Genomic DNA, 19,878 nt, shown 5'->3' with positions numbered 1-19,878 from the left:
GGCACGACGGTCGAGCGGCGGGGACGCTGGCAGCATGACCAGCACGAAGGAACCAGTGGTCCCGGCGGTCGACCACGGACGGGCCAGCACGGGGAGCGGGGAGGAGGCAGCGGTCAACGAGGTCCACCTCGTGGGCCGGGTCAGCGGTGCACCGGTGACCCGGGAGATGCCCAGCGGCGACCAGCTCGTCCAGTTCCGGGTCGTGGTGCCCAGGCCGGGCCGCGGGGAGCCCGGCGGACGCCGGCAGGTGGACACCCTGGAGGTGGCGTGCTGGACCGCGCGGACACGCAGGACCGCCGGTCGGCTCCCGGACGGGCAGGTGGTGGAGGTGCATGGAAGCCTTCGGCGACGCTTCTTCGGCAGCGCCGCCGGACGGTCCTCCCGCTACGAGGTGGAGGCGACGGCGGTGCGCCGGGTCAGACCGGGGGTGACGCCTAGGCTGGCTCCATGACCCTGACCCCACGGATCCATGTCGAGGGGCCCTCGCGCCTCGTCGCCTACGACTTCGGCGCCCACCTCGCCGAGTGGACAGTCGACGGTCTGCCCGTCGTCTGGCTCAGCGAGGCGGCCGTCCTGGACGGGTCCAGGCCGATCAGGGGCGGTGTGCCGGTCTGCTACCCGTGGTTCGCCGACGGTCCCGACGGAGGTCTCAGCCCCAGCCACGGCGTGGTCCGCACGAGCACCTGGTCGCCCGTCGACCCGGAGCCTGACGAGGTGTGGGCCTGGGCGGTCGGGGGCCAGGACGTGCTCGGCTCCCCCGGTGCGGAGCACGTGCCCGGCGACTTCGACCTCCGGTATGCCGTGTCGCTCGCCGACGGCGAGCCCGGTCCGGTCATGGACCTGTCGTTGCGCGTGCACAACCCCACCACCGAGGACCAGGTCGTCGAGGTGGCCCTGCACACCTACCTGCACGTGGGAGACGTCCGGGAGATCGCCGTCCTGGGTCTGGAGGAGGCCCCCTACCTGGACAAGGTCACGGGTCGGCACGAGGTCCAGGACGGTCCCCTGCAGCTCGCCGGCGAGACGGACCGCGTCTACGACCGCAGCGGCCCCGTGGTCGTCGAGGACCGGGCCTCCCTGCGTGCCCTGCACGTCCTCCCCCGCGGCGCTGCGCAGACCGTGGTGTGGAACCCCTGGCAGGACAAGGCCGCCGGACTCGAGGACCTGGGTGACGAGGAGTGGCTGCGGTTCGTGTGCGTCGAGACGGTCGCGCGCGGGGACCGTGCACTCGTGGTCGCCGCCGGGGCGACGGCCCGGATCGGCGTTCGCGTCGTCCCGACCACCCTCGCCGACGACCCCGGGTGATCTCCCGGGCAGGTTCTGGGCACGGTCCACGACGTGGGTGATGCGAGACTAGGGCGTCGGCGACCGCCGACCGACGAGCGACCAGGAGTGGGGATGCCTGAATCCGACCTGCAGAGGGAGACGCGCGAGGTCACCTCGGCCAACGTGCCGGTGGAGGAGGCCGCGGAGGACGTGGGCCACCGCCCGCCGACCGTCCCGGGCAGCCAGCAGCCCCCCCTGGGCCGTCCCGAGGAGACGACCAACGTCGGGGTCGACCGGGGTCGGGTCATCGGGGTGGGGATGAAGGCCGTGGCGGACTGGAGCCTGCGCTTCCTCTTCGTCGCCGCCGCCCTGTGGGTCCTGTGGTGGATCCTGGGCAAGGTCTGGGTCGGTGTCCTGCCCATCATCCTGGCCCTCATCGTCTCCACCGTGCTGTGGCCCGTGGTCAACCTCCTGCGCCGCAAACTCGCCCCGGCGCTGGCCACCGTGCTGACCCTGCTGCTGGCCTTCGGCCTGGTCGGCGGCGTGCTCACCGCGCTGGCGCCCTCGGTGGCCAGCCAGTCCCAGGAGATCTTCGAGCAGGCCTCGGACGGCATCGGGCAGGTCAGCGACTGGCTCAACGGTCCCCCGCTGAACCTGGAGCAGACCCAGGTCGACCAGTACGTCGGCACCGCCGTCGACTGGTTGCAGGACCAGAGCACCCAGGCCGCCAGCTACCTGGCGACCGGGGTGGGTGCCGTGGGGTCGGCACTGGTGACGCTGGCGATGGTGCTGGTCCTGACCTTCTTCTTCCTCAAGGACGGTCCGGAGTTCCTGCCGTGGTTGCGACGGACCATGGGACGCTCCGCGGGACGCCACCTCACCGAGGCCCTGACCCGGGTGTGGAACACGCTCGGCGGGTTCATCCGCACCCAGGCGATCGTCAGCGCCGCCGACGCGGTGCTCATCGGGGCGGGTCTGCTCATCCTGCAGGTGCCGCTGGCCCTGGCCCTGGCCGTCCTGACCTTCGCCGGCGGTTTCATCCCCATCGTCGGGGCCCTCATCGCCGGGGGCCTCGCCGTCCTGGTCGCGCTGGTCACCCAGGGCTTCACCACCGCGGTCTGGGTCCTCGTCCTCGTGCTGGCGGTCCAGCAGATCGAGGGCAACGTCCTTCAGCCGGCCCTGCAGGGCCGCAGCATGCAGATGCACCCCGGCATCATCCTGCTGGCGGTGGCGGGGGGCGGGACGCTCTTCGGCATCATCGGTGCCTTCCTCGCCGTGCCGGTGGCCGCGTCGGTGGTGGTGCTCCTGCGCTACCTCAGCGAGCAGGTCGACCTGCGCACCGGCGACCTGACCGCCGACGACCTGGCGGTGACCACTCCCGAGGGGGCGGTGGCTGCGGCCCGCGCCGAGCACGAGGCACCGCTCTTCCGTGCGCGGGCCGCCGAGGAGCACGAGCAGGAGGAGCGCACGATCCAGCAGGTGGTGCGCGGGGGGCGCAGCCGACCCCGGCTCCCCCGACGGCGCCCGAGAGGGGCGACACGGGCCACCCGGCCTGGGAAGCGGGACGCTCCTGCCCCGCGCGAGGACGGCCCGGACCCCTCGGCGACCTGAGCCGGCCCCCGGACGTCCGTCGCACGCGGAGGACCCACCACCCCGCACGGGGCGGTGGGTCCTCGTCGGCCGACGGCGCGCCGACCTCAGGTCGGCGGCCGGGTGTCAGCGGGTGGCGTCGTTGAAGCCGTCCTTCACGTTCTCGCCTGCCTTCTTGGCGCTGGCGGACAGCTGCTCGCCCTTGCCCTCAGCCTGCATCTGCTCGTTGTCGGTGGCGTCGCCGACGCCCTCCTTGGCCTTGCCCTTGGCATCCTCGGCCGCGTTCGAGATCTTGTCACCCAGTCCCATGACGACTCCTTTCGTTGGACGGAACGTACGCTGCCTACCCTGCCTCATCCCGGGCACGGCGCAACTCGAGCCGTGCCTGCGCTCTTCCCGTCGCGCCCGTGTGGCACGCTCGCCCCATGACCTCAGCCACCGGATTGCTGCGCGCCGATCCCGAGCTCGAGCGGACCCGGGCCCACCAGCGCGCCTGGGGCTGGTACGACTGGGCCAACTCGGCCTACGTCACCACCACCGGCACGGTCCTGATCAGTCCCTACCTGACCGCGCTGGCCCGCGCGGACGCGTGCCCGGACCTCGTGGCGGGGCAGGTCTGCGACGAGCGGCTCTCGATCCTGGGTCTGCCCGTGGCGGTCGGGTCGCTCGCGCCGTACACGATCACGGTCGCCACCCTCGTCTCGGCCGTCGTGCTCCTCTTCGTCGGCGCCGTCGCCGACCGCCACCCCCGGCCGACCCACCTGCTGGGCGGTCTGGCCTGGTCGGGCGCCGCGGCCGCCTCGGCGATGTTCTTCCTGCAGGGCAGCAGCTGGCAGCTCGGCGTGCTGCTCGTCGTGGTGGCCAACCTGTGCCTGGGGGCCTCCACGGTCGTCTACGACGCCCTGCTCAACCGGGTGGCCCATCCGGACGACCGCGACAAGGTGTCCTCCCGGGCCTGGGCCCTGGGCTACCTCGGCGGAGGTCTGCTCCTCGCGCTCAACCTGGGCCTGATGCAGGTGCACGAGAGCCTGGGGCTGAGCTACGAGATGGCGATCCGGATCTCCCTGCTCTCCGCCGGACTGTGGTGGGCGGTCTTCACCCTCATCCCGGTGGTCGGCCTGCGCCGCATCCGCGGGACCACCGCTCCCCCGGTCGACCGCGCCGCCGGCGTGCTGGGCGGCACGTTCACCCAGCTGCGGCACACCTTCGGTGAGCTGCGCTCCTACCCGCACACCCTCACCTTCCTGCTGGCCTACCTGTTCTTCAACGACGGCATCCAGACGGTCATCACGTCGGCCAGCCTCTACGGCACCGAGGCGCTGGGGTTCGACACCAGCCAGATGATCATCACCATCCTCGTCGTGCAGTTCGTCGCCTTCGGCGGGGCCCTGGCCTTCGGGGTCGTCGCCGGCCGGGCAGGGGCGAAACGGACGGTCCTGGGCGGCATCCTCATGTGGACCCTCGTCGTGGCCTTCGCCTACTTCGTCCCGGCCGGCGCCTTCGGGGTGTGGATGGTCTGCGCCGTGCTGATCGGCACGGTGATGGGCGGCACCCAGGCCCTCTCCCGGTCGCTGTACTCCCAGCTGGTCCCGCAGGGGCGGGAGTCGGAGTTCTTCAGCTTCTACCAGGCCATGGAGCGCGGGACGAGCTGGTTCGGGACCCTGGCGTTCGGCCTGACCTACCAGCTCACCGGGTCCTACCGACCGGCGATCCTGGTGACCATCGCCTTCTTCGTCGTCGGAGGCCTGATCCTCACGAGGGTGCGGGTGCGCGAGGGCATCGCGATGGCCGGCAACGAGCAGCCGCGCATCGTCTGAGCCCTCGCCCGCACGCACGACGACCCCGGACCGTGGGGTCCGGGGCCGTCGAGGGGTATGAGGTCGGGGCGCCTCAGGCGCTGCGGCGCCGGGGCTTCTCGCCACGCTGCGTGCGCAGCAGGTCCAGACGCTCCTCCAGCAGCTCCTCCAGCTCGGGGATGGACCGGCGCTCGAGCAGCATGTCCCAGTGGGTGCGCTGGTGCTTGGTCGTCTTGGCCTCCGGCTCGGGGCCGTCGACGAGCTTGGCGTCCAGCCCGCAGCGGCACTCCCACAGCGACGGGATCTCGGCCTCCACCGAGAACGGCAGCTCGCTGATGTGCCCGTCGGGGCAGACGTACCGCGTGATCTGGCGCTCACTGAACGTGACGCCCTCGTCGCTCTCGAACGACAACCAGCTCAGGTTGGTTCCGCGCAGGGACCTCTCAGCCATGTGCACTCCCCTCGTGTCCAGGACACGTGATTAGGATCGGGTCGGTCGTGTGACTCCTGAGGGGACAACGCCCGCCACGGTCACCGTGTTCCCCGCCGCTGCCGCACGGCGGTGCACCCGGAGGCACCGGCACGCTTGCAGGGGGACGTTCCATCGTAGCGGAGGCTGGTGCGCCGGGCCAGTCGTGCTGGTCAGGCCCCGGTTGGCACAGCGCGGTGGCTGGCCCACCGCGGCGGCGAGACCTACTCCTCCAGCCGTGGCCGACCGGGGGCGGTGCTCCCCGGGGGCGGGGTCTCCTCCACGACCTCGCCCTCGATGACCTCTCCCCCGCCCCGCCGGGACCCGGGTCCCGACCCGGGGCGCCACGACGTCTGCGGCCACCCGGGTCCCCCGACCACCCCGGCGGAGGCCCTGACCGCCTGGCGGGCGACGAGCAGCTGGAACAGCCGCCGGGCCCACGGCCGGGTGAACGGCAGCACGGCCACCAGCCCGAGCAGGTCGCTGACGAAGCCCGGGAGCACGAGCAGGAAGGCACCGACCATGACGAGGATGGCGTCGGTGACCTCGTCGGTGGGAGCCCTGCCCGAGCGGACGGCGTCCTGCATGGCGCGGTAGGTGCGGCCCGACTCACGGCGGCCCAGCCAGGCTCCGACCAGGCCGACCCCGACGACGAGGGCCAGGGTCCACCAGAACCCGATCTGCTGGCCCACGAGGACGAGGACGACCAGCTCCAGGAGCGGCAGGGCGACCAGGCCCGCCAGCAGCCAGCGCAGGCCGGAGCGCCGACGGGGCGGCGGGGTGGGGTGTGCGGTCACGGGACGTCCTCCTCGAGGTGGTGCCACCGGGGAGAACGCCCCGCGGCGCCGGCGCGTTCCCGGGCCCCCGTCCCCCGCGCCAGGTGGCCGCGGACCTGACGCCAGCGGCGACGGGCACCCCATACCCCCACGCGGAGGGCGGCCTCGCGCACGATCGCGTCGTCCATCTTGGAGGTGCCGACCTCCCGCTCCACGAACGCGACGGGGACCTCCACCACGCGCAGCCCCTCGTCCAGGGCCCGCAGCGTGAGGTCGACCTGGAAGCAGTAGCCCTGGGAGGCCACGGCCGCGGTGTCCATCGCCCGCAGGGCCGACGCGCGGTAGACCCGGAAGCCGGCCGTCGCGTCGTGCACCGGGATGCCCAGCAGCAGCCGGGCGTAGGTGTTGGCGCCCACCGACAGTGCCCGCCGGTGCGCGGGCCAGTTGTGCACCGTACCGCCGGGGACGTAGCGCGACCCCACGACCACGTCGGCGTCCGCGGCCGCCGCCAGCAGGTCGGGGAGCTGCTCGGGCTGGTGGGACCCGTCGGCGTCGATCTGCACGACGGCGTCGTGGTCCCGCTCCAGGGCCCAGGCGAAACCGGCCAGGTACGCCGGGCCCAGGCCCTGCTTGCCGGGTCGGTGCAGCACGTGCACACGCCCGTCCTCGGCGGCGAGCCGGTCGGCGATCTCCCCGGTCCCGTCGGGGCTGGCGTCGTCGAGCACCAGCACGTCCGCCTGCGGCACCGCCGCCCGGATCCGCCGCACGATCATCTCGACGTTGCCGGCCTCGTCGTAGGTGGGCACGCACACGCAGACGCGCCGGATCACCGGCCGAGGGCTCGTCGTCACCGGGGCAGCCTAACCGCGGGCGTACGGTCACCCCGAGCCGACGCGGACGCGCGGGCGGCCTGCAGCAAGGTCCGGAGCAGGGCGCCGGCGAGCACGACGGCGGCGACGGGGGCCACCCAGGGGCCGACGTGGAGGGCGGGCGTGGTGGCCGAGCGCAGGGGCAGGTCCCCCACGAGGGTCGCGCGGGTGTACAGGTCCGTCGGCTCGTGCACCCGACCGTCGGGGGTGATCAGCCCGGAGACCCCGACGTTGCTGATGTGCACGACCGAGCGGCCGTGCTCGACCGCCCGGACGCGGGAGGCGGCGATGTGCTGCACCGACTGGTGCCCCTCCCCGAACCAGGCGTTGCTGGTCGGGACGACGAGCAGGTCGGCCCCCTCACGCACCACGTCCCGGACGGCCGGGTCCACGACCACCTCAAAGCAGATCCCCAGGCCCAGGTCGACCGTGCGGCCGTCGGGCAGCGGCACCGGCATGGTGCCCGGCTCGGTCCCGGCCGACAGGTCGGAGATCCGGTCGACCCACGGGCTCAGGTGGCGCAGGAGGGGACGCAGCGGCACGAACTCGCCGAAAGGTGCGAGGTAGACCTTGCTGTACACCTGGTCCAGGCCCTCGCCCGGCAGGTAGCTGAACATCGTGTTGTAGGGGTCCTCGCCACCCTGCCGGGAGATGCCCCCGAGCACGACCGGGGCGTCCACGGCGTCCACCGCCTCCATGATCCGCCCGGTCGTCTCCGCGCCCCGCACGGGGTGCAGCGGGTCGAGGTCGCTCGCCCCCTCGGGCCACAGGACCAGGTCCGGCGCCTCCTGTCGCCCCGCGGCCACGTCCTCGGCCAGCCCGGTGGTCTGCTCGGTGTAGCGCTGCAGCATCGTGCCGCGCTCGGCGGTCAGGGTGCGGGTGAAGCCCTCCGGGATGTCTCCCTGGACGGCGGCGACCGTGACGGGGTCCCCGGCCGTGGGCCGGGGCACCAGCAGCGGCACCAGGACGAGGCCGGCGGCGGCCAGGACCGGCACCCAGGCCGTGCTCCGGCGCGGGGCAGGTCGCGCGCGGGCCAGGCGCTGCACCCCCAGCGCCAGCAGCCCGCCGACGAGGGCGACGAGCAGACCCAGGCCCGGGACCCCGACGAGGGCCACCGCACCCAGCAGGGGCGAGTCGGCCTGGCTGAAGCCCAGGCGCGCCCACGGGAAGCCGCCGAACGGCGTGACGGCGCGGGCCTGCTCCATGACGACCCACGCGGCGGCCCCGACGAACGGGCGGACGCGGCCGTCGCGCTGGAGGAGGGCCAGGACAGCTCCCAGCGCGGCGGGGTACAGCGCCGACGCCACGCTCATGGCCGCCCACGGCGCGGTCCCGGCGTAGGTGCTCGCCCAGGTGAACATCGGGGCGAACCAGGTCAGCCCCAGGCCGAGGCCGGCCAGCGCACCGACCCACCACCGCGTGCCGGCGGTGGCCAGCGCGAGGGCACCGGTCCCGAGGAAGGCCAGCGGCCAGACGTCGAACCCGGGGAAGGCCAGCCAGACGGCCACCCCGCCCAGGACGGCGAGCAGGAGGCGGACGGGCAGCACCCCCCCAGGGTAGGTGCCCCTCGCCGCCGTCGGAAAAGCCCCTCAGGACGCGGCCCGGCCCCGGCACCTTTGGGGCCGACCACGGGACGGCTGGTGACCGTCCCGCAACCGTTGTCTACTCGGTGCACGGGGCCGTGGCTCCCCGACGACTTGCGTCGCGTTCGTGGGGACCAGATGAACGTAGGTCGCCTGCCGCACGGCTGTCAACAGGGCGCTGACCTGCGACGATGGCGCATACTCGCAGGTCACGAGCACCCCGGCCGACGGAGTGATCCTGGCCTCCGACCACCTGTCCCCGGCGTGTCGCGCTGGACACGCCGCACGGTGCTCTCCGCGGGCTGCTTCAGGCCTGAGGAGGGACCACGACGGTGCCGCGGGCCCGGGTGGCCACCAGGGCCGGCTCCAGCACCGCGGCGGCCGAGACCCCCCGGGAGGCCTCGCCCCGGGCGACGACGCGGACCTCGAGGTCCATCTCCCGGCTGCGGCTGCCCACCCGCACCAGGGTGGCGCTGACCTCCAGGCAGTCGCCGGCCCGCACCGGGGCCAGGAACTGCACGTCGCTGTAGGAGGCGAAGAGCCCCTCGTCGCCGTCGGTGCGGATGCACAGCTCGGTGGCCACGTCCCCGAACAGGGCGAGGCTGTAGGCACCGTCCACGAGGTTCCCCGCGTAGTGGGCGTGGGAGTAGGGGACGTAGCGGGCATGGGTCACGCCCATCCCGACGGTGGCGGGGCTGGCGGCGGGCTCGTGCGTGGTCATGGGCGTGACCTTCCGTTCTCGACGAGGGCATGGACAAGGTATGACGCGACCTCGCCGGGGGTGGTCCCCCGGCCGAAGATCCGGTCCACGCCCAGCTGGCCGGCTGAGCCCTCCTCGAACCGGGGGCCGCCGACGACGAGCAGCGGCACCTCCCCGGCCGGGTAGGCCTCCCTGAAGGCGGCCGCCATCTGGGTGGTGTTGGAGATGTGCGCGTCGCGCTGGGTGACGACCTGGGAGACCAGGACCGCGTCGGCCCCCGCCTCCCGGGCGCTCTCCACCAGCTCCGGGACGAGCACCTGCGCGCCGAGGTTGACGACGGTGATCTCGGAGTAGTACTCCAGCCCCTTCTCCCCCGCGAACCCCTTGATGTTGAGGATCGCGTCGATGCCCACCGTGTGCGCGTCGGTCCCGATGCAGGCGCCGACGACGACGAGGGGCCGGCGCAGGCGCTCCCGGATGGCGGCGTTGACCTCCTTGGGGGTCAGCAGCGGGTGGTCGCGCTCGACGACCTGCACCTGGGAGAGGTCCACGAGGTGGCTCACGCTGCCGTAGACGATGAAGAAGGTGTGGCGTGGTCCCACGGCCTTGGCGTGCACGAGGAGAGCCGGGGCCAGGCCCATCTTCCCGGCGAGCTGCAAGGCTGCGCCCTCGGCCCGCTTGTCGTGCGGCACGGGCAGGGTGAAGGAGACCTGCACCATGCCGTCGCCGGTGGTGTCGCCGTAGGGGCGGACCACGGTCGGCTGCGTGCTCGCGTCCACCTGCGTCGTCGCGTCCACCTGCGTCTCCGTGGTCGTCCCGGTCGTCCCGGTCGTCGCGGTCACTGCGACCCCTCCTCGAGCATCGTGATGGCCGGGTTGTCGTAGTCGTCGGCCCGCACGACCACTCCGTCCAGGCCCTTGCCGCGGTCCGCCGGCCGCTTCATCAGGCCGAAGGTGCCGTCGCCGATGGCCTCCAGCAGGGGGATCGATGCGGTGCCGCTCGCGCCCTCGTCCCGGGTGATCCGCTCCAGCAGGTCCACGGCCTCGGTGAGGACCTGGCGCGCCCGGGTCTGGATGAACCCCTCCGGCGGCGGTCGGAAGTCCTCGGTCAGTCCGCCGGCCGCCCCCAGCACGTAGCGCACGTTCTGCAGGGCCAGGTCCCGGTCGGACAGCCACGGCGTCACCACGGCCTCGGTCATCATCCCCACGAGCAGGATGGACTGGCCGGTCAGCACCCCCGCGAGGTTGAAGAACCCGTCGAGCAGGTGACCCTTGAAGACGTCGCCGGTCATGTGCTTGGTCGGCGGCATCCACTTCAGCGGCGCGTCCGGGAAGAGCTGGCGGGCCAGCAGGGCGTGCGCCAGCTCCATCCGGAACGACTCCGGCAGGTCGGGGTCGATCTCGAAGGCGTGGCCCAGGCCCAGCTGCCAGTCCTGCAGGCCCGCCTCGGTGCCGAAGTACTCGTTCAGCAGCTGCGACACGGTGACGGTGTGGGCGGCCTCGACGGCGTCGGCGGTGGTGAGGTAGTTGTCCTCGCCGGTGTTGATGATGATGCCGGCCCGGGCGTGGATCTGCCGGGAGAAGCGCTGGTCGACGAAGGTGCGGACCGGGTTGATGTCGCGGAAGAGGATGCCGTACATCGAGTCGTTGAGCATCATGTCCAGCCGCTCCAGGCCGGCCAGGGTGGCGATCTCGGGCATGCACAGCCCGGAGGCGTAGTTGGTCAGGCGCACGTAGCGGCCCAGCTCGGCGCCCACCTCGTCCAGCGCCTCCCGCATGAGCCGGAAGTTCTCCTGGGTGGCGTAGGTGCCGGCGAAGCCCTCGCGGGTGGCACCCTCGGGGACGTAGTCCAGCAGCGACTGGCCGGTGGAGCGGATGACCGCGATGACGTCGGCCCCCGCCCGGGCCGCCGACTGCGCCTGCGGGATGTCCTCGTAGATGTCGCCGGTGGCCACGATGAGGTAGACCCACGGTCGCTGCGGCGGGTCGCCCAGCCGGGAGACCAGGCGTTCCCTGGTGGCCCGCTGCCGGTCGATGCGGCGCAGGCCCGGGCGGACGGCCGCGCGGGCGGCCCGGCGGGCCGCCGTGAGCTCGCGACGCCGGTCGGGCAGCCGGAAGGCCACCGCCCCTGCGGACGCCTTCTGGGCGAGGGTGAGCAGGTCGGGCGCCTCCTCCCGGCGCAGGGCGTCCCAGACCGGGGTGGTCACGCCGTGCTCGAGGCCCACCTGGTCCCGGACCGCGTCGACGAGGTGGTTGACCCACGGCACGCGCTCGTGGTCGGCCCCGGCCAGGCCGGCGAGCCGGAGCGTCGCCCGCTCCACGGACACGGTCGTGCGGGTGCGGGTCATCTCCACGACGGGCTCGCCGAGCCGGCGCGCCAGGGTGCGGGCCCGGCGCACCACCTTCGGGTCCAGGTCGAGGGGGGGCGGCGGCGCGACGGCGCGGACCGGCGTGCGGGGCGGGGTCTTCGTCCCGGTGCGGGGGCTCACTCAGGCTCCTTCACGGTCGTGGGCGACCTGGCCGGACACGACGGTGATCCGCGCGACGGGCAGGGACTGGTCGGGGTCGTCGAGGACGGGCAGGCCCGTGCCCGGGTCGGTGGGGACGGGCGTCCCGGCACCGTCGTCCCAGACGACGTAGGTGGCGGGGGCGCCGGCGCGCAGGTGGCCTCCGGCCCGCCCGGCCAGCTCGTGGCCGGCGACCGTGTGGGCGGTGAAGGCCTCGGCGGGCGTGAGCCGCTGCCCGGGGTTGTGGTGCAGGACGGCCGCACGCACCGCCGCCCACGGTCCCAGCGGGGTGACCGGGCTGTCGGACCCCAGCGCCACGCGGATCCCGGCGTCGACCATGTCCCGCAGCGGCAGCGCCGAGAGGGCGCGCTCCGGACCCAGCCGGGCGGCATACATGCCCTCGGACCCGCCCCAGAGGGCGTCGAAGACGGGTTGCACGCTGGCCCAGACGCCCAGCTCGGCCATGGTGGCCAGCACCTGGGGCGAGGGCAGCTCCACGTGCTCCCAGCGGTGCCGGGCGGCACGCACCGCCTCGACCCCCAGCTCCTCCGCGGCGGCCCGGAAGCCGGTGGCCATCGTGCGCAGGGCGGCGTCGCCGATGACGTGCCCGCCGGCCTGCAGCCCGGCGCGGGTGCACGCCAGGACGTGGTCGCGGACCTCGTCCACGCCGAGGTAGCCGAAACCGACGTGGTGGCCCTCCTCCCCCGCCCCCGACGGGGCACCGAGGTAGGGCTGCTCCACGTGGGCGGTGAAGGACCCGAACGACCCGTCCGCGCACAGGTCGCCCGCCAGGCCGAGCACGCCGAGGAACCCGGCCAGCTCGGCGGCCGCGTCGGCGTCGTCCACGAGCTCGCCCCAGTACGTGACCACGTCCGGCACGCCCGGCGCCTCGCCGTGGGCCAGCACCGCGCGGATGTCGTCGTGACCGGTCAGGTGCGCCGCGCCCATCTCGTGCAGGAGGGTGATCCCCGCCGCGGCCGCCGCCCGCAGCGCCAGGGAGACGTGGTGCTCCCGGTCGGCGGGCGTGAGGGTGGTGGTGAAGGCGTTGGTCGCGGCCGCGAAGGCGTCCCGTCGCACCACGCCGGTGCCGTCCCAGCCGTCGATCTCCCGGACCCGGGCGATCGTGGCCATCGCGGTGGACAGGCTGGCCGAGTGGGCGTCCACGCGGGGCATGTACACCACCCCGCCGTAGGACGCGCGGTCCAGCTCGGCCGAGGTCACTGGCCGTCCCTCCGCCCAGCGGGTCTCGTCCCACGAGTGCGCGTAGACGGGACGGCCCCGGCGGCGGCGGACCGCCTGCTCGACCAGGTCGAGCGCCTCGCGGACAGAGCGGGTCCGCGACAGGTCGACCCCGTCGAGCCCCTGGCCGGTCATGGTCAGGTGGACGTGGGCGTCCGCGAACCCGGGCGTGACCAGGGCGCCGTCCAGGTCCACGACGCGGTCGACACGGTCGTGCCACGCGGAGGCCCCGGCCTCGTCCCCGACCCAGGCGACGGTGGACCCGTCGAGCACGAGCGCGGTGGGGGCGGCGCCGGACACGTCGTCGTCGGACGTCGCGCCCGCGAGGACGCCGCCGTGCAGCAGGACGCGCCCGCCAGGGGCGGAGGAGGACCGGGCCCGTTCGGGCTGGGGCTGGGGCTGAAGGGTGCTCACGTCTGCCCAGTGTGGTGGGTGTGCAGCCTGGACTCGAACAGGCGGCGCACCGTGTCGTCCCCGCGGACCAGGGACAGGGCCAGGTCCGCGTGGCCCGGGCTGTAGCCGTTGCCCACCAGCATGGTCACGTCGGCCGCCAGCCCCTCGGCCCCGAGGGCGGCCGCGGCGAAGCTGGTCGCCATCGAGAAGTACACGACCGTGCCGCCCTGGGCGGTGGCCATGATCGCCGGCTGCTCGCAGCCCGGGACGTCCACGCAGACGACGGTGACGTCGGCCGGTCCGCCCGCCTCGCGCACGGACCACTCCAGGGCGATCGGCGACCGGGCGTCGGCGACGACGACCTCGTCGACGAGGTCGGTGCCGCGCAGCATCGCGGCCTCGGCCTCCACGGGGACCACGGCGATCCGGCGGCCCGCGCCGGCCTCCCGGGCGGCGGCCAGGGACAGGCTGCCCGACTTGCCCGCGCCGCCGAGCACGGCGACGGTGGGGGCCGGCCCGCGGGCGGCATACCCCTGCACCACCTTGGTGACCAGGGCGGGGGCGCCGCAGACGTCCATGACCATCAGGGCGAGGTCGGGGTGGAGGTCCTCGGGCAGCCGCGCCGCGACCGACCGGCCGAAGAGGATGGCGTGGCCGGCCGTCGGCACGCGCTCGGACATCCCGTCCCAGCGCGCCAGCCGGTCGCTGATGTGCAACGGGGTCAGGGACAGGGACACGAGGGTGGCGACCCGGTCGCCGACCACCAGGCCCAGCGGGCTGTGCGGCCCGACCTCGGCCACGGTGCCGATGAGCATGCCTCCGGACCCGGTGACCGGGTTCTGCATCTTGCCGCGGTCCTCGACGATCTCCAGGACGTCGCTGCGGATGCCGTGCCCGTGCACGTGGCCGGTGGGGCCGGTGTGCTTCTCGCGCAGCTGGCGGTAGGAGGCGGCGTCCAGGTTGAGCACCTCGACGTCGATCCGCACCTCGTCCGGCGCGAGCTCCGGGGAGGTGTCCAGCCGGCGGGCGGCCTGCGGCAGGGTCACCGCCTCGCCCGAGGGATCGACGACCCTGTGCAGCCCGAACGGTGAATGCCCGGTCGAGACCGTCATCTGTCCTCCCAAATCGCAATCTGACAAGAAATCTTCCGGTGTGTTCTTCCGCACACAGGACGTTGTCCCGTAGCATGCCACGTCATGAGCACTCAGATCGAGCAGCCCTACTCCTACCGGCGCCGTGAGCTGGTCGAGCCGGACTGGACCCGCCTGCCGGGCTGGAAGCACGTCACCGCCGAGCAGTGGGCCGACGTGCAGTGGCAGCGGGTGAGCTGCGTCAAGAACGTGCGTCAGCTGCGGACGGTCATGGGCGACCTGCTCACCGACGACTTCTACGCCGACCTCGAGCGCGACCAGACCGAGCGCGCCACGATGTCCATGCTCCTCACGCCGCAGATGCTCAACACCATCGTCAGCGAGCAGACCTGGGCGGACGGGCGGATGCCGGCGGCCGGCGAGGAGTACACTGCGGCGTTCTACGCCGACTCCGTGCGCCGCTACATGCTGCCGGTCTTCTCCGACCGCCGCACCGACTGGCCCTCCCACCCGCACGCCGCGCGCGACTCGCTGCACGAGCACGACATGTGGGTGGCCGAGGGGCTGACCCACCGCTACCCCACCAAGGTGCTGGCCGAGATGCTGCCCACCTGCCCGCAGTACTGCGGGCACTGCACCCGGATGGACCTGGTCGGCAACTCCACCCCGACGATCACCAAGATCAAGCTCGCCGGCAAGCCGGTGGACCGGCACGCGGAGATGCTGGACTACCTGCGGGCCAACCCCGGGGTGCGCGACGTGGTCGTCTCCGGCGGCGACGTGGCCAACATGCCGTGGAAGAACCTCGAGGCGTGGCTGGACCAGCTGCTGGAGATCGAGAGCATCCGGGACGTGCGGCTGGCGACCAAGGCGCTGATGGGCATGCCGCAGCACTGGCTTGCCCCCGACACCGTCGAGGGGGTGGCCCGGGTGGCGGGCAAGGCCCGCGAGCGCGGCGTCGGCCTGGCGATCCACACCCACGTCAACGCCGCCCAGTCGGTCACCCCGGCGGTGGCGCAGGCCTCCCGGGCGATGCTGGACGCGGGGGTGCGCGACGTGCGCAACCAGGGCGTGCTCATGCGCGGGGTCAACGACACCAGCCAGCAGCTGCTCGACCTGTGCTTCGCCCTCTCCGACGACGCCATGATCACGCCCTACTACTTCTACATGTGCGACATGATCCCGCACGCCGAGCACTGGCGGGTCTCCCTCGCCCACGCCCAGCACCTGCAGCACGCGATCCTGGGCTACCTGCCCGGCTTCGCCACGCCTCGGATCGTCTGCGACGTGCCGTTCGTCGGCAAGCGCTGGGTGCACCAGGTCGACACCTACGACACCGAGCGCGGCATCTCCTACTGGCGCAAGAACTACCGGACCTCGATCGAGGCCGAGGACGTCGACGTCACCAGCACCGAGTACGTCTATTACGACCCGATCGACACCCTGCCGCCCAGCGGCCAGGAGTGGTGGCGCCAGCACGCCGCCCCGACGGCCGAGGTCGACGCCGAGGCGGCCGCGCAGCAGGCGGCCGCGTCCCGTCGGGCGTCGGTGGACCAGCTGGTCTGAGGCCGCTGCTCCCCGGCACCGGCCCCGGGCACCGTCCCCGGGCGCGTCCGCTCAGGCGCGGCGGGCGACCTGGGCGGTGCTGCCGGCGACGACGGCCAGCAGGTCGTGGGGCGCCAGCTCCAGGTCCAGACCGCGCCGGCCGCCGCTGACGAGGATGGTGGGGTGGTCCAGGGCGGAGGCGTCCAGGACCGTCGGCAGCCGGCGGCGCTGACCCACGGGGCTGATGCCGCCGACCACGTAGCCCGTGACCCGCTCGGCGTCGGCCGGTTGCGCCATGACCGCCTTCTTGGCCCCCAGCGCGGCGGCCACCGCCTTCAGGTCGAGCAGCGTGTCGACCGGCACGATCCCGACGGCGAGCGCGCCGTCGGCCTCGACGAGGAGCGTCTTGAACACCCGCGCCGGTTCCACCCCCAGGGCGACGGCGGCCTCCAGGCCGTAGCTGTCGGCCGCCGGGTCGTGCTCGTAGCGGCGCACCTCGTAGTCCACGCCCGCCCGGTCCAGCATCACCGTCGCGGGGGTGCCCGCTCCCGTCCTCCTGCGTCCCACACGCCCAGGGTATGCCGTGGGTCAGGGGGTTCCGCGGCGCTCAGGGGGTGCCGGTGACCGGGCCGGGCGCGCCCGGTGGTCCGTCGACCGGCGGGAGCATCAGGGAGGCCGGGTCGTCGATGAGCTGCTGCAGGACCTGGGAGCTGCGGACCAGGTAGAACCCGTCGGTGGCCCGCTCGTCGATGGTGTAGACCACGTCGACCCGGCGGCGCGCGACGACGGCTCCCGCGTCGTCGACGACCGGTTCGGGCCGGATGGTGCCGATCGAGACGAACGTGCTGGCGGTGCCCCGCTGGTACAGGTGGTGGAAGGGCGCCTCCGCGTGCAGCGACCCGAGGTTGACCAGGTAGGAGCTGGCATAGACCGGGATCGCGTCCTCGAGGGCGCGCGGCAGCAGGTCGACCGCGTCCAGGGCCCAGATTGCCCTGGCCACCCCGGCGACCACCGGCCGGGGCAGGCGGACAAGGGTCTCGACGAGGCGGTCGTTGCCGGTGTGCCCGCCGCGCCGGGCACGGTCGAGGACCTGGTCCACCCGCGCCCGCACCTGCTCGACCGTCTCGGTGCCGGTGAACGGGACCAGTGCCTGCGCCTCCTCGGCCTCGTCGGTCATCGCCTGCTTGACCGTGAAGGCGAAGGTGATGTCCCGGTGCTCCCAGGTCCGCCTGGCGGAGACGAAGCGGTTGAGCTCTGGACGGAGCCGGAACAGCCGGGCCCAGGCGGTCAGGAAGACGTGGAAGAAGCGGATCCGGTCCTCCTCCGCCCGTCCCTGGTTGACCTCCTCCAACCAGGCCGTCAGGCGCTCCACCTCGAGGTGCTGGCGGTAGTAGACGGTGGACTCCAGCCGGGTCGGCATCAGGTGGGGCACGACCCGCCGCAGGGCCGGGAGGTCGGCGACCGGTCGGGCGTCCCGACGGCCGCGGACCGGCCGGTGCCCGCGCAGGAACATGGTGCCTCCTAGGGGCCGTCGCACCCGCACGGTGCCTGGCCCGGTCCGAGCCTACGGCGCGTGGGCGGCCCGGGGCCGGTGACCCGCGCGAGGGGCGCGAACATCCCCTCCGGCCCCCAGGACCGGACGACGAAGAAGGCCAGCAGCAGTCCACCGACGACGTCGATGGAGTAGTGGCCGTGGGCCAGGACGAGCGCGGCCGCCATGACGACCACCAGCGTGCGCTGCAGCATCCGCAGGCGTGGCCGGTCGGCCGCGGTGAGCATGGCCAGCAGCGTCACCGCGGCCACGTGCCCGGAGGGGAACATGCCGTACTGCTGGAGGGAGAACAGGAACGGGCCGTCCCCCTGCGCCGGCGCCAGCGGGGTCAGCACCATGATCCCGGCCCGCAGGAGGTACATCACCGCGAACACCGCCCCGACCGCGGGCAGCAGGGCGGTCCGGCCGGAGCGCACCAGGTCGCCCAGGAAGACCCCGAACCCCACGACCAGGGCGGCCAGGGTCAGCCACCGGGCCGGGCGGACGTGGGGCAACAGCTCGAAGAGCAGGTCGTCGGGGCGCACCGCGTCGGCGAACCTCGTGGTGATCAGCAGGTTCCCCAGGAAGGTCGCGCCCAGGGCGAGCAGGCCCAGCGCCAGGGCCACGGTCCAGGCGGTGGACAGGGATCGGGGGCGGGCGGCGGGCGGGGCGTGGTCCATCCGGGGCGGGTTCAGACGACCGGGTTCGTCGGCAGCCGTCCCAGGCGGTCCTCCCACGGCGTGGAGAGGACGATCGTGGTGTTGGTGGAGCAGGATCCCTGCTGGCGGATGCGTGCCAGCAGCTCCTCGAGCTCTTGGGGACGCTGGACCCGGATCAGCAGGATGTAGTTCTCGTCGCCCGCCACCGACCAGCAGGCGACGATCTCGTCGATGTCCGCGAGCCGCTCGGGGATGTCGTCGTCGGCGGCCGGGTCGAAGGGGGTCACCGACATGAGCGCGGTCAGCGGCAGCCCCACGGCGGTGTAGTCGACCACGGCGCGGTAGCCCTTGATGATCCCCCGCTCCTCGAGCCGCTTGACCCGCTGGTGCACCGCGGAGGTGGACAGTCCCACCTGGCGCCCCAGGTCGGCGAAGGAGATCCGGCCGTCCAGGGCCAGGACCTGGACGATGTTCCGGTCGAGGGCTTCCATCCCGCCACCCTAGTGCGCGGGTCCTCCCGCCCGGACGGCCACGACATACCCAGCGGCGGTGAGCACCAGCGCGGGCGCGAACCAGAGGGGCAGCGGGGTCGGGGCCGTCAGGACCAGGGCCAGCAGCGCCACGAGCACGACCCCGGCGAGGACCCGTCGCCGCGGCAGCAGCAGCGCCACCGCGACGGTGAGGGCGACGACCAGGGTGGGCACGGCCAGCCGCAGCACGTCGGCGACCGCCGGATCGGGTCGGGTGAGCGGGTTCTCGCCCTCGGCGGTGTCCCACAGCGGGCCCAGCAGCAGCACCCCGGCGGTCCCCACCGTGACCAGCACGGCGGTCCAGGGCAGGAGGAGCTGGGTGGTGGGGCGCGGCACGTCGGCACGCTAGCAGTCCTAGGGTGGGGCCTCATGGACGGGAACGACGCACAGGGCGCACGGCACCAGCACCAGCGGCTGCTCCTGCTGGACACCGCCTCCCTCTACTTCAGGGCCTTCTTCGGGGTCAAGGACCTGCGCCCCGCTCCGGACGGCACGCCGACCAACGCCACCCGGGGGCTGCTCGACATGGTGTCCACCCTCGTGACCCGGTTCCGGCCCACCCACCTCGTCGCCTGCTGGGACGACGACTGGCGTCCGGCGTTCCGGGTCGAGGCCATCCCCACGTACAAGGCTCACCGCCTGGTCGAGGGTTCGCAGGAGAAGGAGGAGGCTCCACCCGAGCTCGAGGTCCAGGTGCCGGTGCTGCGCCGGGCGCTGGAGGCGTTCGGCATCCCCGTGCTCGGGTCCCCCGGCTACGAGGCCGACGACGTCATCGGCACCCTCACCGCCCGCCACCGGGGCCGGATGCCGATCTCGGTGGTGACCGGTGACCGCGACCTGTTCCAGCTCGTCGACGACGAGGCCGACGTCAGCGTCGTCTACACCGCCCGGGGCGGGGTGCGTGACGCCGAGGTGGTGCGCCAGGCGGACCTGCAGGAACGCTACGGCGTCCCCACCGGCACGGCCTACGCCGAGATGGCGACGCTGCGCGGGGACGCCAGCGACGGGCTTCCGGGCGTCAGGGGGATCGGCGACAAGACGGCGGCCCAGCTTCTCCGGACCTACGGCTCCCTGGCCGCCCTGCGGCAGGCCGTCGACGACGGCGACCCCGCGATCAAGGGGGCCCGGCGCACCCACCTGGAGGCGGCCTCGGACTACCTCGACGCCGCGCCCCTGGTCGTCACGGTCGCGCCCGACGCCCCGCTCCCGGACGTCCCGCTCACCGTCCCCCGGGAGCTCGCCGACCCCGAGACGCTCCAGCAGCTGGTCGAGGCCTACGACCTGGGCAGCCCCGTGGGACGGCTGCTCAAGGCGCTGGAGCTGCGCCCGGGCTGA

Annotated in this window: 21 protein-coding genes; 6 read left to right on the top strand and 15 right to left on the bottom strand. The window is 73.5% G+C overall.

Annotation, left to right across the window (positions count from 1 at the left end):
* Positions 1 to 34: 34 nt before the first annotated feature.
* From ACWHYA_RS13620 to ACWHYA_RS13610, 3 genes are all read left to right on the top strand, one after another.
* On the top strand, positions 35 to 451 hold the full coding sequence (locus tag ACWHYA_RS13620; protein WP_425942596.1) for a single-stranded DNA-binding protein: 417 nt from the start codon (positions 35 to 37) through the stop codon (positions 449 to 451).
* Positions 448 to 1,305 carry a D-hexose-6-phosphate mutarotase gene (locus tag ACWHYA_RS13615; RefSeq protein WP_425942595.1) on the top strand — a complete coding sequence of 286 codons (858 nt, stop codon included), beginning with the start codon at positions 448 to 450 and terminating at the stop codon, positions 1,303 to 1,305. Before ACWHYA_RS13620 ends, ACWHYA_RS13615 begins: the two co-directional genes overlap by 4 nt.
* A 93-nt stretch (positions 1,306 to 1,398) precedes the next feature.
* Positions 1,399 to 2,877, top strand: coding sequence for an AI-2E family transporter (locus ACWHYA_RS13610; RefSeq protein WP_425942594.1), 1,479 nt, complete (start codon positions 1,399 to 1,401; stop codon positions 2,875 to 2,877).
* Between the two features lie 105 nt (positions 2,878 to 2,982).
* On the opposite strand, the gene ACWHYA_RS13605 is transcribed toward ACWHYA_RS13610, so the two are convergent.
* Positions 2,983 to 3,165: a CsbD family protein gene (locus tag ACWHYA_RS13605; RefSeq protein ID WP_425942593.1), complete on the bottom strand. Its 183-nt coding sequence runs from the start codon at positions 3,163 to 3,165 to the stop codon at positions 2,983 to 2,985.
* Positions 3,166 to 3,281: 116 nt separating this feature from the next.
* Between ACWHYA_RS13605 and ACWHYA_RS13600 the strand changes: the two genes are divergently transcribed.
* Complete coding sequence (locus tag ACWHYA_RS13600) at positions 3,282 to 4,673, top strand: MFS transporter (protein ID WP_425942592.1); 1,392 nt, start codon at positions 3,282 to 3,284, stop codon at positions 4,671 to 4,673.
* 73 nt (positions 4,674 to 4,746) lie between these two features.
* Here the strand turns inward: ACWHYA_RS13600 and ACWHYA_RS13595 are convergent, their stop codons facing one another.
* The 9 genes from ACWHYA_RS13595 to kdd all read right to left on the bottom strand — a co-directional run bounded on the left by ACWHYA_RS13595 (position 4,747) and on the right by kdd (position 14,299).
* Positions 4,747 to 5,103, bottom strand: coding sequence for an RNA polymerase-binding protein RbpA (locus ACWHYA_RS13595; RefSeq protein ID WP_425942591.1), 357 nt, complete (start codon positions 5,101 to 5,103; stop codon positions 4,747 to 4,749).
* Between the two features lie 242 nt (positions 5,104 to 5,345).
* Positions 5,346 to 5,918 carry an FxsA family protein gene (locus tag ACWHYA_RS13590; protein ID WP_425942590.1) on the bottom strand — a complete coding sequence of 191 codons (573 nt, stop codon included), beginning with the start codon at positions 5,916 to 5,918 and terminating at the stop codon, positions 5,346 to 5,348.
* Complete coding sequence (locus tag ACWHYA_RS13585; protein ID WP_425942589.1) at positions 5,915 to 6,748, bottom strand: polyprenol monophosphomannose synthase; 834 nt, start codon at positions 6,746 to 6,748, stop codon at positions 5,915 to 5,917. Before ACWHYA_RS13585 ends, ACWHYA_RS13590 begins: the two co-directional genes overlap by 4 nt.
* Positions 6,745 to 8,313 (bottom strand): apolipoprotein N-acyltransferase, encoded by a 1,569-nt coding sequence (lnt, locus tag ACWHYA_RS13580; protein ID WP_425942588.1) that lies wholly within the window; start codon positions 8,311 to 8,313, stop codon positions 6,745 to 6,747. The genes ACWHYA_RS13585 and lnt overlap by 4 nt, the downstream gene beginning before the upstream one ends.
* 343 nt (positions 8,314 to 8,656) lie before the next feature.
* Positions 8,657 to 9,070 carry a 3-aminobutyryl-CoA ammonia lyase gene (kal, locus tag ACWHYA_RS13575; protein WP_425942587.1) on the bottom strand — a complete coding sequence of 138 codons (414 nt, stop codon included), beginning with the start codon at positions 9,068 to 9,070 and terminating at the stop codon, positions 8,657 to 8,659.
* Positions 9,067 to 9,891 (bottom strand): lysine 5,6-aminomutase subunit beta, encoded by an 825-nt coding sequence (gene kamE / locus ACWHYA_RS13570; RefSeq protein ID WP_425942586.1) that lies wholly within the window; start codon positions 9,889 to 9,891, stop codon positions 9,067 to 9,069. The genes kal and kamE overlap by 4 nt, the downstream gene beginning before the upstream one ends.
* Positions 9,888 to 11,537, bottom strand: coding sequence for a lysine 5,6-aminomutase subunit alpha (gene kamD, locus ACWHYA_RS13565; protein WP_425942585.1), 1,650 nt, complete (start codon positions 11,535 to 11,537; stop codon positions 9,888 to 9,890). The genes kamE and kamD overlap by 4 nt, the downstream gene beginning before the upstream one ends.
* The gene (locus tag ACWHYA_RS13560; protein WP_425942584.1) at positions 11,538 to 13,208 is read right to left on the bottom strand and encodes an amidohydrolase; all 1,671 of its coding nucleotides are present in this window, start codon (positions 13,206 to 13,208) and stop codon (positions 11,538 to 11,540) included.
* The gene (kdd, locus tag ACWHYA_RS13555) at positions 13,205 to 14,299 is read right to left on the bottom strand and encodes an L-erythro-3,5-diaminohexanoate dehydrogenase (protein WP_425942583.1); all 1,095 of its coding nucleotides are present in this window, start codon (positions 14,297 to 14,299) and stop codon (positions 13,205 to 13,207) included. The genes ACWHYA_RS13560 and kdd overlap by 4 nt, the downstream gene beginning before the upstream one ends.
* An 84-nt stretch (positions 14,300 to 14,383) precedes the next feature.
* Between kdd and ACWHYA_RS13550 the strand changes: the two genes are divergently transcribed.
* Positions 14,384 to 15,844: a KamA family radical SAM protein gene (locus ACWHYA_RS13550; RefSeq protein ID WP_425942582.1), complete on the top strand. Its 1,461-nt coding sequence runs from the start codon at positions 14,384 to 14,386 to the stop codon at positions 15,842 to 15,844.
* Positions 15,845 to 15,895: 51 nt separating this feature from the next.
* Here the strand turns inward: ACWHYA_RS13550 and ybaK are convergent, their stop codons facing one another.
* The 5 genes from ybaK to ACWHYA_RS13525 are packed head-to-tail and all read right to left on the bottom strand — an operon-like array spanning position 15,896 to position 18,879.
* Positions 15,896 to 16,390, bottom strand: a complete 495-nt coding sequence (gene ybaK / locus ACWHYA_RS13545; RefSeq protein ID WP_425942581.1) for a Cys-tRNA(Pro) deacylase — start codon at positions 16,388 to 16,390, stop codon at positions 15,896 to 15,898.
* Positions 16,391 to 16,430: 40 nt separating this feature from the next.
* The gene (locus ACWHYA_RS13540) at positions 16,431 to 17,336 is read right to left on the bottom strand and encodes a 2-oxo acid dehydrogenase subunit E2 (protein WP_425942580.1); all 906 of its coding nucleotides are present in this window, start codon (positions 17,334 to 17,336) and stop codon (positions 16,431 to 16,433) included.
* Between the two features lie 8 nt (positions 17,337 to 17,344).
* Positions 17,345 to 18,034, bottom strand: coding sequence for a phosphatase PAP2-related protein (locus ACWHYA_RS13535; RefSeq protein WP_425942579.1), 690 nt, complete (start codon positions 18,032 to 18,034; stop codon positions 17,345 to 17,347).
* Positions 18,035 to 18,045: 11 nt separating this feature from the next.
* Positions 18,046 to 18,504: an Lrp/AsnC family transcriptional regulator gene (locus ACWHYA_RS13530; protein ID WP_425942578.1), complete on the bottom strand. Its 459-nt coding sequence runs from the start codon at positions 18,502 to 18,504 to the stop codon at positions 18,046 to 18,048.
* A gap of 9 nt (positions 18,505 to 18,513) precedes the next feature.
* Complete coding sequence (locus ACWHYA_RS13525) at positions 18,514 to 18,879, bottom strand: hypothetical protein (protein WP_425942577.1); 366 nt, start codon at positions 18,877 to 18,879, stop codon at positions 18,514 to 18,516.
* Positions 18,880 to 18,912: 33 nt separating this feature from the next.
* Here ACWHYA_RS13525 and ACWHYA_RS13520 point away from each other — a divergent pair, with 33 nt between their 5' ends.
* Positions 18,913 to 19,878 carry a 5'-3' exonuclease gene (locus ACWHYA_RS13520; protein WP_425942576.1) on the top strand — a complete coding sequence of 322 codons (966 nt, stop codon included), beginning with the start codon at positions 18,913 to 18,915 and terminating at the stop codon, positions 19,876 to 19,878.

The sequence above is a fragment of the Ornithinimicrobium carbonis genome (assembly GCF_977012275.1).
This window is presented reverse-complemented; position numbering and strand designations above follow the sequence as displayed.

What these genes read in the sequence shown, in the direction of transcription:
- ACWHYA_RS13620 (WP_425942596.1), top strand. Translation starts at nt 35, where the DNA reads ATGACCAGCACGAAGGAACCAGTGGTCCCGGCGGTCGACCACGGACGG.
- ACWHYA_RS13615 (WP_425942595.1), top strand. Translation starts at nt 448, where the DNA reads ATGACCCTGACCCCACGGATCCATGTCGAGGGGCCCTCGCGCCTCGTC.
- ACWHYA_RS13610 (WP_425942594.1), top strand. Translation starts at nt 1,399, where the DNA reads ATGCCTGAATCCGACCTGCAGAGGGAGACGCGCGAGGTCACCTCGGCC.
- ACWHYA_RS13605 (WP_425942593.1), bottom strand. Translation starts at nt 3,165, where the DNA reads ATGGGACTGGGTGACAAGATCTCGAACGCGGCCGAGGATGCCAAGGGC.
- ACWHYA_RS13600 (WP_425942592.1), top strand. Translation starts at nt 3,282, where the DNA reads ATGACCTCAGCCACCGGATTGCTGCGCGCCGATCCCGAGCTCGAGCGG.
- ACWHYA_RS13595 (WP_425942591.1), bottom strand. Translation starts at nt 5,103, where the DNA reads ATGGCTGAGAGGTCCCTGCGCGGAACCAACCTGAGCTGGTTGTCGTTC.
- kal (WP_425942587.1), bottom strand. Translation starts at nt 9,070, where the DNA reads ATGACCACGCACGAGCCCGCCGCCAGCCCCGCCACCGTCGGGATGGGC.
- kdd (WP_425942583.1), bottom strand. Translation starts at nt 14,299, where the DNA reads ATGACGGTCTCGACCGGGCATTCACCGTTCGGGCTGCACAGGGTCGTC.
- ACWHYA_RS13550 (WP_425942582.1), top strand. Translation starts at nt 14,384, where the DNA reads ATGAGCACTCAGATCGAGCAGCCCTACTCCTACCGGCGCCGTGAGCTG.
- ACWHYA_RS13540 (WP_425942580.1), bottom strand. Translation starts at nt 17,336, where the DNA reads ATGTTCCTGCGCGGGCACCGGCCGGTCCGCGGCCGTCGGGACGCCCGA.
- ACWHYA_RS13535 (WP_425942579.1), bottom strand. Translation starts at nt 18,034, where the DNA reads ATGGACCACGCCCCGCCCGCCGCCCGCCCCCGATCCCTGTCCACCGCC.
- ACWHYA_RS13530 (WP_425942578.1), bottom strand. Translation starts at nt 18,504, where the DNA reads ATGGAAGCCCTCGACCGGAACATCGTCCAGGTCCTGGCCCTGGACGGC.
- ACWHYA_RS13520 (WP_425942576.1), top strand. Translation starts at nt 18,913, where the DNA reads ATGGACGGGAACGACGCACAGGGCGCACGGCACCAGCACCAGCGGCTG.